The sequence below is a fragment of the Chitinivibrionales bacterium genome (genome assembly GCA_014728215.1).
Lineage (GTDB): Bacteria > Fibrobacterota > Chitinivibrionia > Chitinivibrionales > WJKA01 > WJKA01.
Map to the genome: position 1 here is coordinate 1 of WJLZ01000184.1, position 14,292 is coordinate 14,292.

Annotated in this window: 11 protein-coding genes; 1 reads left to right on the plus strand and 10 read right to left on the minus strand. The window is 47.7% G+C overall.

The features are described 5' to 3' along the window. Positions 1–614: 614 nt before the first annotated feature. On the minus strand, positions 615–1,196 hold the full coding sequence (locus GF401_15975) for a hypothetical protein (GenBank protein MBD3346553.1): 582 nt from the start codon (positions 1,194–1,196) through the stop codon (positions 615–617). Positions 1,197–1,533: 337 nt separating this feature from the next. Here GF401_15975 and GF401_15980 point away from each other — a divergent pair, with 337 nt between their 5' ends. After that, a complete protein-coding gene (locus GF401_15980) occupies positions 1,534–2,001 on the plus strand; it encodes a hypothetical protein (protein ID MBD3346554.1) in 468 nt (155 codons plus the stop codon). A gap of 362 nt (positions 2,002–2,363) precedes the next feature. On the opposite strand, the gene GF401_15985 is transcribed toward GF401_15980, so the two are convergent. The 9 genes from GF401_15985 to GF401_16025 form a co-directional block, all read right to left on the minus strand. Next, on the minus strand, positions 2,364–2,885 hold the full coding sequence (locus tag GF401_15985) for a hypothetical protein (GenBank protein ID MBD3346555.1): 522 nt from the start codon (positions 2,883–2,885) through the stop codon (positions 2,364–2,366). A 6-nt stretch (positions 2,886–2,891) separates the two neighbouring features. Beyond that, positions 2,892–3,425 (minus strand): DUF4143 domain-containing protein, encoded by a 534-nt coding sequence (locus GF401_15990; GenBank protein ID MBD3346556.1) that lies wholly within the window; start codon positions 3,423–3,425, stop codon positions 2,892–2,894. Between the two features lie 174 nt (positions 3,426–3,599). Next, positions 3,600–9,266, minus strand: a complete 5,667-nt coding sequence (locus GF401_15995; protein MBD3346557.1) for a T9SS type A sorting domain-containing protein — start codon at positions 9,264–9,266, stop codon at positions 3,600–3,602. Between the two features lie 461 nt (positions 9,267–9,727). After that, positions 9,728–9,967, minus strand: coding sequence for a hypothetical protein (locus GF401_16000; GenBank protein MBD3346558.1), 240 nt, complete (start codon positions 9,965–9,967; stop codon positions 9,728–9,730). 110 nt (positions 9,968–10,077) lie between these two features. After that, a complete protein-coding gene (locus tag GF401_16005; protein MBD3346559.1) occupies positions 10,078–10,929 on the minus strand; it encodes a carbohydrate-binding protein in 852 nt (283 codons plus the stop codon). A gap of 234 nt (positions 10,930–11,163) precedes the next feature. Continuing rightward, positions 11,164–11,499 (minus strand): DUF86 domain-containing protein, encoded by a 336-nt coding sequence (locus GF401_16010; protein ID MBD3346560.1) that lies wholly within the window; start codon positions 11,497–11,499, stop codon positions 11,164–11,166. Continuing rightward, the gene (locus GF401_16015) at positions 11,489–11,794 is read right to left on the minus strand and encodes a nucleotidyltransferase (protein ID MBD3346561.1); all 306 of its coding nucleotides are present in this window, start codon (positions 11,792–11,794) and stop codon (positions 11,489–11,491) included. Before GF401_16015 ends, GF401_16010 begins: the two co-directional genes overlap by 11 nt. 79 nt (positions 11,795–11,873) lie before the next feature. Beyond that, a complete protein-coding gene (locus GF401_16020; protein MBD3346562.1) occupies positions 11,874–12,851 on the minus strand; it encodes an aldo/keto reductase in 978 nt (325 codons plus the stop codon). A gap of 657 nt (positions 12,852–13,508) precedes the next feature. Beyond that, positions 13,509–14,192 (minus strand): hypothetical protein, encoded by a 684-nt coding sequence (locus GF401_16025; GenBank protein MBD3346563.1) that lies wholly within the window; start codon positions 14,190–14,192, stop codon positions 13,509–13,511. Between the last annotated feature and the right edge of the window lie 100 nt (positions 14,193–14,292).

Below are 14,292 nucleotides of genomic sequence, written 5' to 3' on the forward strand. Positions count from 1 at the left end.
ACATCAACAGTCGCATACTGCCCCTGCATTCCCCAGTGTTCTTCAAGCGGCACGAAACTTTTTCCGCCCCTGTCCGCCTGATACAAGCTCCGATGAATAGTAATCTCTCCAAAGCAAGTCAGATAACTCTTGCTTACTTTCTCTTTTTGATTGCTTAAGGAAAAATCAAAGATATTGTGATGCATAAGCCGGATACGGACTTTATTAGCTGGAATAATAAAGTTTGACAATGCAAGCCCCCACTTCCCAATCTGAACTTTTCTTGACTGACCCCAAATATTGTTACAACCCAGGGAAACCACCGTACATATTGTATCTAATTACATTATATTATTATTTTATTAGCGGTGTAAAGTCTAAAAACAAGCAGAATAGCAGGAAAGATAGTACATGCATGAGCAGGAAAGGGAATTCCATCCCCTTTACATCCCGCGTTGAAAATGCTTATTATATTCATGCCGGCAATGCCGGCATGTGTGGGCTGAGTGGTAAGTATTGAGCGGTTTTGATTGCTGATTGAAATGAAGTTTTCACAGATTATTTTACACTACCTTCTGCCTTGCAGCGTACGTCGTCCTTCACCCATTGAATGCTTCCGGAATTCGCGATATCCTTTATTCGATTCTGTGTTTTTCAAATTGCATTTCCGATTCTTGTGCAATGCTCTCCAAACGTGGATATGACATCAGCTTTATCGGAAATGAAATTGTGCAAAAAACGACTGCGTACCTGTAATCTTGAGACAATATGGAGAGAACCAAACCCCATATCCCAATCATATCAGGAAGTGCCATGAAGATATAATGGTATCCAAATGTCCAGTGGAGCATTGCACATATTTTTGATTCGTCATCCTTCAAATTTCGCATTAATTCTTGATTTTTCCCAACTATTCGTTCAATTCTATTGTTGTCCCACCAATCACCCGGCCCATATTCCTTCTGCAACATTGTAGTAATTCTGCTTGAACTGAAGAACCACCGAGGAACGACGACCGAACCAATTGCCACCAGTGCTGCCATTGTACTAAAAACATAGAGCAATACCTTTTGTACCGCTATAGATCTTGTTTTATCCTTATCGAGATAATACGCAACGAAAACATAAATGAAAACTGTAAACAGGCTTTGAAGATACGGCAAAAGTAATTTCTTCTTGAGATTGGAAATAATCTGTCGTAAATCATTTGAAATCATCTGGTCTCCCTTTTTTTTCCTGTGCGCGGCTCTTCTATACTTTGCCTTTCATGCAGCGGAATATTTTGGCCAATTCCGAAGTAAAATATCAGTATAAATTATACAATAAAAATCCAAAAAAGATTGTGGAATAAATAGATTATTCCCGTCATTCTCCTGGTTTTTCTTCGTAACGAGCGCTTTTGCAGTAAAAAATGGGATAGCCGGCTAATCGTACCCAAGCACAGGCATTCGGGCCATTGTCATAAAGAAATATTACTGTCTTTATCATTCCATAAACCGGCTCGAATTCTTTGTGCATGGTTTTTCGACCTGCTAAAGTATATTTTCAATTTCTATGATCCAAAAAGACTACATCCTCAGAATGATCGAACAACTCGGTAAAGTTTTTGCCCGTGTGCTGCTGAAAAGGAATGCGCAAAAACACGAAGAAGCCACACTGGATATCGAAAAAGCCTCCGGTGAAATCCTCGGTATCGATTTCAGCCTTTTTGATACGCTCTCTTCACCCGCTATTGCCGAACTCCTGGGCATTTCAATCGACCCTTCAACCGGAAGCATGAAATGCCTTATCGCCGGTCGACTGCTGAAAGAAAAAGCGGATATTCTCAAATTATCCGGGAAAGATTCCGCCTCTATCATTCAATACTATCAAAAAGCGCTCTATCTGTATCTGAAAGGTATGCTCTGCCTGGGTTATACCGAACTTGACTTGACAGAGTGGCGCAATGATATCCGGATGATTGCAGATATTCTGGGCGATTCGATTTCCGGGGATTTAATGATCATGATGCGGCGGTTATAACAGTCGACAAGGTATTTAATGAGCTTCGGGTCGGGAGCTTCGGGTCGGGTCGGACCAGGAAAAACTGCATTTCCACCCCGCAATCGCCAATTTTCCGATTTTCTAACCGGTTAAGCACTTCTTAGAGCTCGATATGCCCCGTCATTTTCGGCTTCTAAGAGAATAAAACACGCGCAAAACTAGACTTTTAAGCGCTTTAGCAATACCGATAGGAGCATATGGAAGGGCATTCCATGCCCTTAAACCCTGGTAGGAAAATGCTTGATTATATGCTATGCCGGCAGACCGGCATAGGAAGAAATTATGACCGCATGTTTTTGCTTGTAAATAGCCTCTGCTACACAGGACAGGGATATTTTCCTTCAACCTCGGAGAGGGACACTAATTTTCGTCCCATATACATATCTTGCCGTTATGTTCCCCATGCCGTCAAGTTCTGCGGCGGGGCGGAGCTGATCTTCGTAAATCCAGCCCTTGACCATAACACCGTTGACCTTTTTGCCGATGCGGCGGTTCCGGCCGTCGATAACGTATTCTATGAGCTTGCCGTCAGGAAGAGTGACAGAGCGGAGATTGCCGAGAACATCGTAAACATACTGCGTGGTACCCGAAGCATCGGTTTTGGTCAGCAGCTCCCCGTTCTCGGTATAGGTATACGTCGCTCCGCCGTATGAGAGCATGCGGTCCTGGTCATCGTACATGCCGGTTTGCGAGCCGAGTTGCCCCTCGTAGCTGAGGCGGTTTCCATTGGAATCGTATTCATAATGACCAACCGAGACGCCATCACGGGTGACATCAATGAGGTAGCCGGCGGTGCTGTAGCTGTACGTGAAGACATGCATGGCGCCATCGACAATCCCCGTTTTTTCGGTAATGCGGCCCATCAGACATCACAAAGAAAAATATTCCTGCACGAGCCTCCCGACGAGATACACCGGCAGAATAGTGACAGACTTGTAATGGTTTACATTCTCCAATGACAAACGAACGGCTGTTTCGCAGGCATGAGAATTCATGAACAGATTCAGGCTTTGCATCGCCCCGCGTTTTCCGGATTTGACTTCGACCGGTATGATTTTTGAGCCTTTCTGAATAACATAATCGACCTCGGCATTACTCGACCCGGCTTCCCGATGCCAATAGAAAAGCCGGGCTTTTGTATGTGGGGACTGATTCGAAAGAATCTCCAGACCGGCAAAGACTTCGGCAATGCAGCCTTTATTGATCAGGTCTGCCGGCGATGCGGTTACAAGCTCGGAGAGATTGAGCCCGAGCATCCTTTGATGTAAACCAAGATCCATGGGAACTGCCTTGAATCGTTTAGGATTGATCTGCGCGCCCAGGGGTATCCCCTGAGCCGCAGTGTGATGTACTTTAGTGACCAGTCCTGCCATGCAGAGCAATTCCATCGATTCATAGACCAAACCCTGTAAAAATCAAGGCGTATTACTACAATAAGTATACTTTTTCAGGGGCGTATTGTCAAACCAAGTCGCGAAAAAACAAGGCGTATCATGAGGGAAGAGCTGGAGTATTGGAGTATTGGAGTATTGGAGTATTGGAGTGTTGGGTTTCCAGTACTCCATTCCCCCCATTTCTTACTTCAGATAATTAAGCCGGGTTTTGAATACTCCGGCCTGTTTTCCTTTGGGGTCGAACGCCTGGATTTTGAGTACATAGATACCGCCGGCGAGATTTTGTGGAACCCAGGTGATCGAGCCGGTTCCGGGGGTGAGCCGGGCAAGGTCGTTGCGCCAGACAATCCGTCCGCGCATGTCGTAGATCTCAAATTTCATAGCACCGATTCCCGAGTATGGAAGCGTGTAAAGAATGCGCACGGCTTTTACAAAGGGGTTGGGATAGCAGCCGACAAAGCTCAGTTGCAGTGAGGGCATACTGGTGCGATACTTTTCGAGAGCTTCTGCGGTGCCTGCGGCCAGGATCCGATATTCCCGGGCTCCGCTTTCGAGCTCCACGGCAAGATTTTCGGTGGTTTCCCAGGTTTTTGTCGATGGATTCAGTATGCGCGTCTCATAGGATTCCGGGAAAGCGCCGTTTCTTTCGAGCGTGCAGCTCAGGACCTCTTTCCGGTCGCCATCGTTGGAGAATGCCAGACGGTACGTGAAGACATCATCACGGTTCCGGTGCATGATAGCGTGGCCGTAGATCCGTGAGTCCGTGGTATCGGAAATGCCGATCCAGGTTTTTGAGAATGAGGGCGGTCGTTTGCCCCGACTCACACTCCCCTGTCCATCACTGTATCCGCAGTACACAGGACTCATGGGCCATCCGCTCGATGATGTCGCTCTGACACAGATGTTCCATCCATTCGGCGATTCACGCTTCTTTGTCAACTCGGCCGATGCATACCGGGACATCGTTGACGGCACCGGGGGGATACGAAGAATAATTTCCTGGCCCGAGTTGTTGTATACTGTATGACCGACCAGCGCCTGTGACATAATCTCTGTTGTCTGATCGTTGAGCCCTTCGATTATGGGAATATATATGGCTTCGGAATAATAACGCTCGGTCCGGGTGTTGAAATCGCTGATCACCTCTTTCTCCCAACTGTAAAATTGCAGCGAATCGCCATGGGAACCGGTCGATGCAATGATATCCCCTACAGCAATATTGAATTTAAAGGGAAGTGCAAAATCGGTCCATTCTTCGGGCGGAAGGACCATTTCAAATGTGTCTTTCAGGGACACCGATTTCCCTGCACCGAATCCCAGCGGCATGGCCTCACGGGTTTTTATCCAGATAAGCCGTCCGGGAATAAAGTTGAAAAGCCCGGAAACACCGTCGCTGTACTCGACCCATTTTTTTTCATTGCCCTGATTGCTGCTATGCTGGACCCATCGGAACAGGCGGAAATTTCCGGGATTATAAGACCAGTCTTCATCAGGGAGAAGATTTCTCAGTGACGATGCCGCGGATGAGTCATTCAGGTCTGCGGTAACCGACAAGGGAACCCATGCCATCGACTCGGTTGCGATAACATCGGAATTGCTCCGCAAGGCACGGCGCGAGATATTGATCGTGTCGATATGAACGCCATCGGAGACAATCAGAATTGCCCGCACCCCGGTTTCTTCGGTGATAAAGCTTGCCGGTATCTCGGACATGACTGTATCGGATGCTTTCCCGGTACTGAACCCGCTTATTGAGTTACCCTGATGAAAATCACTGTTGTCTTTGGCATAAAAAATCTCCCACTTGACATTAGCGGTATTGTCGGCAATCGATATTTTGTCACCGAGTGGATTACCGGCATCAACGGCAGCACTCGTATCACTTCCAAACGTAACAACCGGCGCGGCGCCGTCAACCATAACGATAAAGGGCATGGGATTACCGGCATCATCGACAAATTTTTCGGTGACAACATAAACGAACCCGTTCGGTCTATCGACCTGAAAACCATGCTGTACAATGAGTACGCCCGCACTGTCACGGTAAAGCGCGAGGTCATCAACCGAATATCCCGATGGTATCGAATCGAAATAAATGCCGATAACAAACGGCTGGAATGCATCTTTTGTCAATGAAAATCCCACACTCACCGGCACAAGACCCTCGGGAACAGAGACGGGAGAATAAAAACGCACACTATCCTGAATGGGGGCATCGATTGAATAGGAACCCTTGATCAGGGCGATATTCCCATTGAACGCCGTGATTGTATCAGAGGTGAAATAGGAAACCGACTGCCAGGTAAACGAGGGTATTTTCACCTGTCCGATACCGTTGTCGGCAGGTTCGGCCCAGGGGCCCTGCGAGCTCCGGAGCCATACGCCGATATGATATGTCGTATCGAATATCAGACTGTCGCCGAGGTCCAGGTTGAAAACGCCTGATTTTGTACCGGATGATTGCAACAGCGATTCCGTCACTTTATTATCATTATCATCAGGATTAGCCGTGATAGCCAGAGCGGCATCAAGGCTCCAGGTGACCCCGAGATCCAACTGGACTTCAGGGTTGAGTTCAACCGTCCAGTAAACATCGATCTCATTGGTGGTGGAATTGAATTTCACCGAATCGAGCACTGAGGTATTCTGCACAATATCGGTGGGATCGATTTTTCCTGTTTCCGCAATATCGAGATTGAGACTGGTGATTTCGGACCACAGAAGGTCTTTCTGCACCTGCATGGCAACATAGTACTTCGTTTCTTTGGAAAGTCCGCTGATTGTCATGCTGTTATCTGAGACCGATGCCGGATAATAGATATCGTATCTGCTCAATTCGCCGCCGGTCGGACGACCGGTGGTGATTGAATCGGGCGGACCGGCAAGGAGTATTCGCATGCTGTCTATGTCGCTTACAGCATCCCATCGGAGCCATATCTTGGTCGCCTTGGTCGAATCGACCGTCAATTTGGAGCTGTTTACCGGCGGGAGCCAGCCAGCAAAAAAGGTCGTTGTCTTCTTGTCGCTTACAAGCCCGTTATAGCTCACCTGCCACACCGAAACCGTCACCGTCTGCGTATCGCTTCGACCGGTGGAGGCATCATAAAAATCAGGATCCGTAATCATCCAGATATAGCTGTCGCCCGATATTGCCGAACGAAAATCACCGATGGGTATCGTATCGGTGGCTTTCACCTGGTTTTTATTGTTGGTGTATTGAATGATTACCTTCTCGACAGTATTTGTATCAAGTTCCGAGCTTGCCTTGCCAACCGTAACTTTCGCCATATCGAGCGAATCGGCAACATTCAACTGGACATCGGAGAGTGTGCCGGTATTGCCGCGAAATGATCCTGCGATGGTGAAATTGTTCGGCGGGGTCATTTTTATACGTGCTGTATTGAATGTATTGTAAAAGCTTGGGCCGTTTTCCCAAAGCGGCGAAATCCAGACTCCGTATACCGTATCGGCAGGCCCTGACGGCGGCTCGACAGAAACGATAATTACCGGATTGGTTTCAAGCGCGGAGATTTCATAGGTCGCGTATCTGTTCGCCAGGGCCGTATCGATCCCGGCCCTGCCGTTCTGACTGTACCACAAGCCCATCTGTGAAGGCGGCGGCGGTATCGGTCCCTGCGGAAGAGAATCCAGACCTGCGATTGTCAATTCGATCTGCGTTGAAGAAATGTAGCGGATCGTATCGATATACAGCTTGTTGTCACCGACATCGTATACTTCAACCTCATCGGCCAGATACGCCGTGTCTCTTCCAGAAAGCGCATTACCGATCGCAGCAAGGTATGGGGTAAAAGTTCCGGTGTCCCGATAGGTATGGGCAATCTGCGTGGGCGGTGATGACGCCACATAGGAAAGCGAATCACCGTCTCCCCAGTGCCAGACAAAGGACTCGATATAGCCGGTGGAGGTATTTGTAAACACGACCTGGACTGAATCTGCACCACTCAACGGCGAAGCGGTGAAGCTCGCACGCACCTTTTCGGTAACATGAAGGGTTGCATAATTGCTCGTGTCCGCACCGCCGGCATTGGTGACAATGCATCGGTAGCGGGTGTTATTGGAGGATATCGGGATCGTATTCAGTTGAATGGTCGTCAATCCTGTTCCTGAGCCAATCGATTGAGTTTGCCCTTCTTTGTACCATGTAAAGGTGCGCAGTTCGGATCCCGTTGCTCCACAGGAAAAACTAGCCGAGGCCGATTCGGCAACGGTGGTGTCGGCAGGCTGCAAATTAACAAGCGGTGGCTTGGCCTTAACCGTGAGGTACGCTGCTGCTGAATCCGAGCCTTTGGAGTTCCAGACTTTCACCGAATAATACCCAGAATCGCCAAAATCCACAATCCCGATCTGATACCCGATACCTGTTGCGCCACTGAGCAGCGAATCGTTATGATACCACTGGTAGCTTGGTGCAGATCCGTCGGCTTCGACCGTGAATATTATCGACTGGAACTCCTCGACTATCTGGTCCTGCGGCGAGGTTCTTATTGACGGCGCCACGATCAGCGCGGTGACATTCAATGTTGCGTTTCCCGATGTATCTGCGCTCACTGCATTGTAGACCCTGCAGGAATAATTGCCCGAATCCGCATAGGTGACATTTGAAATTGTCAAGGTTGCCGTAGCCTGGCCCGAAATGTTTGTACCGGATACCGGAGACCCGTTCTTGCGCCACTGGTAGGTGAGATTGTCCCCGGTTGCGGTGATTGTAAACGATACGTTTGCGCCTGCGCCGTTTTCAAGGGTATCGCTGACCGGGGTCGGGCCGGAAGTTATTGTTGCGCCTTGGAGGACTGTAAGGTTTGCTACAGGCGAGGTTACACTGCCGGAATCATTGGAAACCGTGACTGTATATGAACCGGAATCAGCTAATGCCGCACTGCTTATTTGCAGTGTCGACTGGTTCGAACCGACAACAGTCGTTCCGCGTTTCCATTGATAGGAAAAAGGCTGCGTGCCGGTTCCTATAGTTGAGCGAAATGTGACAGTGCCTCCAACAGCGACACTTGTGTCGGATGGAGCGATTGAAACATTTGAGGGAGGAACAGGTGCGTTATATGGAGCAAAAGCGGCAAGAACATACGCAAGCTGATTTGCAGATACCGTAGTATTCCATCCCATTGCTGCAGATCCTGCATTAACAATTTCACGTGTACTAATGCCAATACCTGAATTACTATTTTGTAATTCAATTCTCTCTATCTGGTTGACCTGATTCGGGGTTTGTGCAACGTATGAACCGGTTCCAATTTTCGGAAATGATGCGTCGACAATCCAGGCGCCGTCTGTCAGAGTCGTCAGGGATTTGGAAAAGGTGGTAAATCCCCCTGTATGTCTGAATGCAGTATCCGCTACTTCAGGCACGGTACCCGTCTGGTCGACTCCTGCCAGGCTTATAGCGCCGCATTGGGCCGTACTTACCTGGCCGGTAAAGTTAACAGTGATTTCATAATTGCCGGTCGGAGGCAAATCCGCATCGAGCAAATACCACATCTCTGCACGCACATCACCATTCCAACCACAATCACTTGCATGAGTAATTTTTGTTAAATTTTTAAAATTGTAGGTAATGCTTGCCACAGCATGATTCCCCGCAGTAGGACATGGATTACCAGGATCGAACCCTGCAACGCTTACAATTAAAATGCGGTTACTCCCTCCACCGATCTGGTGATTCCATTCACAAGCATTATCCAGAGCAATCGAGCCTGCTGAAGAAGTATCAAACGTAATTGCTGCATCTGCCTTATGGAAACCTACAATTATAAAAGTACAAAAAACGAATAATGCTAATCTCAAAAATCTTTTTAGCACAGGATTTCCTTTCAGCATACCTTCTTGCTAACTATGATTTCTTACGCCAATTAAGCGCTTTAATAAATGAAGATAAAAATTTATAGCTCCACCTGCACAACATGACCTGAAAATTCTAACTTAATCATAACATTCAATTTAAATACTTTTCAACAGTTTTTTAAATTAATTAAGTAAAATTATATAGATATAAATATCAATTATACAGTCGCTGATTATAAGCTGAAGGATCAATAAAGTTTCAGGATTTTAAATGAAAATGTTAGAGAAAAAGCAGGAAGTCGTTAAAAAATTGATTTATAAGGAAGTATAGCAACAACGATCAGCTAAACCGCAAATGTGCCGAACAATTACAAGGGATTGGAGCCTTCTTTATAAAACGCAGGAATACTATCTATCGGCGCATCGATCACATACTCACTCCCGCCTTCATAGACATTATCACCATCAAGAGCACGCCATTTTGATCCTGAAGGCAGCTACACCTTTCGCTTCACCGCCGATTTCTCGAGCACCGGCGCCACAACAATATCCGGCCCGAACATGAACTGGTCTTCGATTTCCCATGCAATGGGATCGTGCGGGAAATCGAAAAACAGCGGTCTCATGAGAGGAATTCCTTTTAGATGGGTGAGTTCCATCCGGCGCATGATATAGGGGCGGAGTTTTTCCCGGAGGAGGAGATATTTTTTGAGTATTTCGTATACTTTTTCGCCGATCGACCAGACTTCATTGCCTTTTCCGGTAAAGCAGTCGGTGCTTCAGCAGTCAGCGGTCAGTAAATAGCGGCAGACATGAAAAGCGCCGGATAAAGAACCATTGTATATTCCTACTGCTTTAAATAGCGATACCGCATCGGCGCCATGTCAGCGCCTGTTATCTGGAGGATATAGAGTCCCGGAACAAGCTTTATGGTTGACATCAGGTAGCTGCTGCGCCCGGCTGTCGATTCGGATACAAGCATCGTTCCATCAGGCCTCAGAAAGCTGATTGTGTGTTCTCCCCTGTTTTTCAGATTGACAACAATTGAATGCCGATCCGTTATGATCGATGGTGAATTTTCAGAAAATTCGTGCGGCTTTGCCGGGGTAACCTGCGGAATCGAGATATAGGGCTCGGGGGTTGCATCATAGAAGGTATACGCATGGCCGTTATTGGAAAACAGAAACCATTTCAGATCGATAATGCCGGTGCCGCCCGGCTCTCCGCACAGTGCGCCTTTGATAAACAGATCGTGAACACCGGTGAGCGTTTCATCCATGGAAAGGCGGTGAATTACTCCGCCGCGCCATCCGCCGGTTGGATACGTTCTCAGCCGCTCTTCTTCGTTGGTCAGGATCAATGTTCCATTATCGACATTATCGATTCGAAAATCAAAAAGGCACCCGCACTTGTCGCCGCAGGAGTAGAATACATACATGAACGCATACCCGCTCCCGAAATCGACATCCTTGTACATCACCCAGTCATCGATATGAAAACTGCCGATCCCCCGGCTCGAGCAATACTTGCCGTCATTGGTGGAATCACAGGTGCAGACCCATGTGCTCTGCGATGAATCATACCAGGTGCAGAAGACGGTGTCGGCGGGATTGACAGCCGCAAACAGCGCGGTCGAAACTGCGAAATGTCCGGCAGCAATCAGTACCAGACAGTGAATATGTCCCCACACATTTTTCATTTAATACCCTCACTTTCCACCATAATATTCAGCATGTTTGTCGGTGGTGCCGCCGGGAATATCGGTGTCGGCTTTACACGAGCGATAGCCTTTGGTCACATCGATCCCTTTTTCATCGAACCACTTGAAGTGAATCATATTGGAGCCGCACTGCATTCACTAAATACAATATACAAAATATGTGGCTTTAAATGGAATTTAATGGAGGGATTATTGGAAAGTGGGGCAGCCTCGTCATTCCGGCGAAAGTTTTTCCAATTGTCCAACAAGAATTGGAAGATCATGCTGAACTGTACTGTAGACCAGTTCCGGATCGATTTCGAAATATGCATGAATCAATCTGTTGCGCATTCCAACAATATCTTTCCAGGGGATTTCAGGATGTTTTGCCCGATAAGCTTGCGATACCTGCGAAGCGGCTTCACCAATTATCTCTATTGAGCGTACAATTGCCTGGAGAACCATTCGGTTTTCGGAAAGCTCATCCTCGGTCATGGAGCCGGAAAAAGAAATTGCATCACGTGAAGCTTCAAGCATATGAGTTAAACGGACTCTATCATCAAGTTTCATACTGCACATCCGCTTCTCGAAGAACATCTTCACGAAAATGGCGGCTTAAATCGCGAGGGGTTCTCAAATCCACCTTTCGGCCGAGCATCTCCGTCAATGCATTCTCCATCCCTGCAAGCGTGATCAGGCCGGGAACATGCCCCTTATCGAATTCCACAAGAATATCAATATCGCTTTCCGGTCGCAATTCGCCATGGAGTGCTGATCCAAACAGCGATAATTTCCGTATATGGTTCTTGTGACAAAATTGTTCAAGATGCCGTCGGTCAATTTTTTGTTCGAGCTTATATATCATACATTTACCTTACATTATAAAATATGCATTGGCAATAATAAAAATGCATTTATCAGCATCATTTGCAGGTTTAAAAATTTCAATACGGCCCCCGCACATGCTCATGAACTTCCTTCTCATAAAAAATTGACAATCGCTCATGCAATTCCGCAGAAAGCGGCGGCATATCTGAAATACGGGCATTTTCCCGTGCCTGCGATGGTCTGCTTGCACCCGGAATGACTGTCGATACGGCATCATAATCTAAAATCCACCGCAATGCCATCTGAACCATGGTCATATTTTCGGGAACCATTGCTTTGAGCTGATCTGCAAGCTCCACGCCTTTTTCGTATTTGATCCCGGCGAAAGTCTCCCCCACATTGAATGACTGGCCGTCACGGTTGAAATTCCTGTGATCGCCTTCCCTGAACGAGGTCTCCTTTGTCATTTTGCCGGACAGAAGCCCGCTGGCCAGTGGAAGTCGCACGATAATGCCGACACCTTTTTCCTGCGCCTTGACAAAGAGTTCTTTGAGGGGTTTCTGCCTGAAAATGTTGAAGATTACCTGTAGTGACGTGAGTCCTTCCTGCTCTAAACAGATAAGGCCTTCTTCGACCGTCTCAACGCTCGCACCGAACCGCTCGATAAGACCATCATCCTGCTGCTCCCGAAGCCAGTCGAACACTGCTCCCTCACGGAGAATTTCCATCGGAACACAATGGAGCTGCGTTACATCGATTTTCCCGACTCCGAGGCGTTTCAGCGACTTTTCGGTTGCTTCACGGAGCGAGGAGCGGCTGTAGCCGTCGGGAAATATCCCGGCCCGGCCAAGCTTGGTCGCCACGATGATATCCGGGTGACTTTTGCGGAACATGCCGACCGACCGCTCGCTCTCTCCATTGCCGTAAACATCGGCGGTATCGAAAAACCGCACTCCCGAATCATAGGATGCCGTCAGAATTTCCTGCGCAACAGCATTGTCCCACGGGTTGCCCCATCCGCCGCCCAACTGCCAACAGCCGAGGCCGCATTCGGTTATTTTTGGACCGTGGGTGCCGAGTTTTCCGGTTTTCATGTGATTCCCCCTATTCGCCGAAAAATAATAGTACGAGAACAAGGATTCTGTTTAAATAGTATCGGGAATTAAAATATAAAATGCCCCGAATGCAATTATTTCATATATTCAACTGTCAATTATTTGCAGACCAGTCCCACAAAACAGGAGTATTGCTCTTGTGTTTGCCGGCTCAGCAATTCAAGCCGTATCAATCGTAAATTCGGAAAGGCTCCGGGGCAGGCATGCGATTCAGGGCCTGCATGCGAATTTCATCGGAGGTCACATCTCGTTGCATTTCATCGACCCAGCGATCGTACTCATCCATAGAAAAAGGTGAAGAAATACCGGAGCCGAAGGGAAGGCGGCTGTTGTATGCCTGATTTATTTAGTTTCATCCCGTTTTACAATAATCCAACCTCTCCGAGGCTGAAAAGCATGAATTTCTCTAATCGTGCCGGTAGTTACGCGGGATACGGGACCGCTGCTGCTTTACAGGCAATAGACTTTCGGGCAGGGATTCTTCCTATGCCGATTTTAATCGGCATAGACTACCAAAAAGCATTTTCCTCATGGGGTTTAAGGGGTGGAAACCCCTTCCATAGTGCCCGGAAAATGCTAATTCAGCGAGGCATATGGCAATTACGGGATTCTATGCCTCAATATCAGCCGACTCTATCATCGCACCTGCATCGTAAAGAGCACATCGATATACGCGGTGACGGTTGGCGAGGCGCCTTCTGCTACGGGGAATTCTTCAAGGTCGATCCCGAAATCAAAAAAGAGGAACGGTATCGAGGGCGGATTTATTCGCACACCACCGTCGGTGTTAAGATAGAGTAGTTCATCTTCGAAATCAACCGATGATCCGATTTCCCAGATGAGCGACCAGACTTCGTGCACCCGGGCCAACAGGCCAAAATCGATTCCGGCGGATACCCGCTCGCCGATCTGCGTGTGCAAAGTAAACGCAGACTCGAGTTTTTCACGCATCAGGAATCCGTAAACAAAGAAAACACCAAGCCGAGGTGAGGCATAATTGGGAATACCATGATTGCCCCTCCCGAGGTGCACCAGCGAATGAGCCAGCCCTGCCCCTACACTCATATTATCCATGATGCCGTATTTGGCGCCAAGGTTAATGCGGCCGATATTATCAAGCAGGGATGCCTGCAGTTGAAGGTTGGCCGGAAGCGCAAAAGAGATTTCGTGCAGGCCGATCACCAGATGATACGGTTCGTTCACATAGGGCGCTGGAGTGTAAAAGTAGTGTGTGGGGCGGGATGCCTGAATGGTTGTTTGCGCCTTCGATTGATAAGTTAATAAAAGCGCAATGGCAACTGCTGCTGCGGTATATCGCATAAATCCTCTCCTTTTTCGACATGTGAAACAATCTTTTCGTGCAGACGGTGACGCAAGATTTTATGGGCCTATCTTATTTTAGTGGTAGTTGGTGATAAAT

What these genes read in the sequence shown, in the direction of transcription:
- GF401_15975 (MBD3346553.1), bottom strand. Translation starts at nt 1,196, where the DNA reads ATGATTTCAAATGATTTACGACAGATTATTTCCAATCTCAAGAAGAAA.
- GF401_15980 (MBD3346554.1), top strand. Translation starts at nt 1,534, where the DNA reads ATGATCCAAAAAGACTACATCCTCAGAATGATCGAACAACTCGGTAAA.
- GF401_15985 (MBD3346555.1), bottom strand. Translation starts at nt 2,885, where the DNA reads ATGGGCCGCATTACCGAAAAAACGGGGATTGTCGATGGCGCCATGCAT.
- GF401_15995 (MBD3346557.1), bottom strand. Translation starts at nt 9,266, where the DNA reads ATGCTGAAAGGAAATCCTGTGCTAAAAAGATTTTTGAGATTAGCATTA.
- GF401_16005 (MBD3346559.1), bottom strand. Translation starts at nt 10,929, where the DNA reads ATGAAAAATGTGTGGGGACATATTCACTGTCTGGTACTGATTGCTGCC.
- GF401_16010 (MBD3346560.1), bottom strand. Translation starts at nt 11,499, where the DNA reads ATGAAACTTGATGATAGAGTCCGTTTAACTCATATGCTTGAAGCTTCA.
- GF401_16015 (MBD3346561.1), bottom strand. Translation starts at nt 11,794, where the DNA reads ATGATATATAAGCTCGAACAAAAAATTGACCGACGGCATCTTGAACAA.
- GF401_16020 (MBD3346562.1), bottom strand. Translation starts at nt 12,851, where the DNA reads ATGAAAACCGGAAAACTCGGCACCCACGGTCCAAAAATAACCGAATGC.
- GF401_16025 (MBD3346563.1), bottom strand. Translation starts at nt 14,192, where the DNA reads ATGCGATATACCGCAGCAGCAGTTGCCATTGCGCTTTTATTAACTTAT.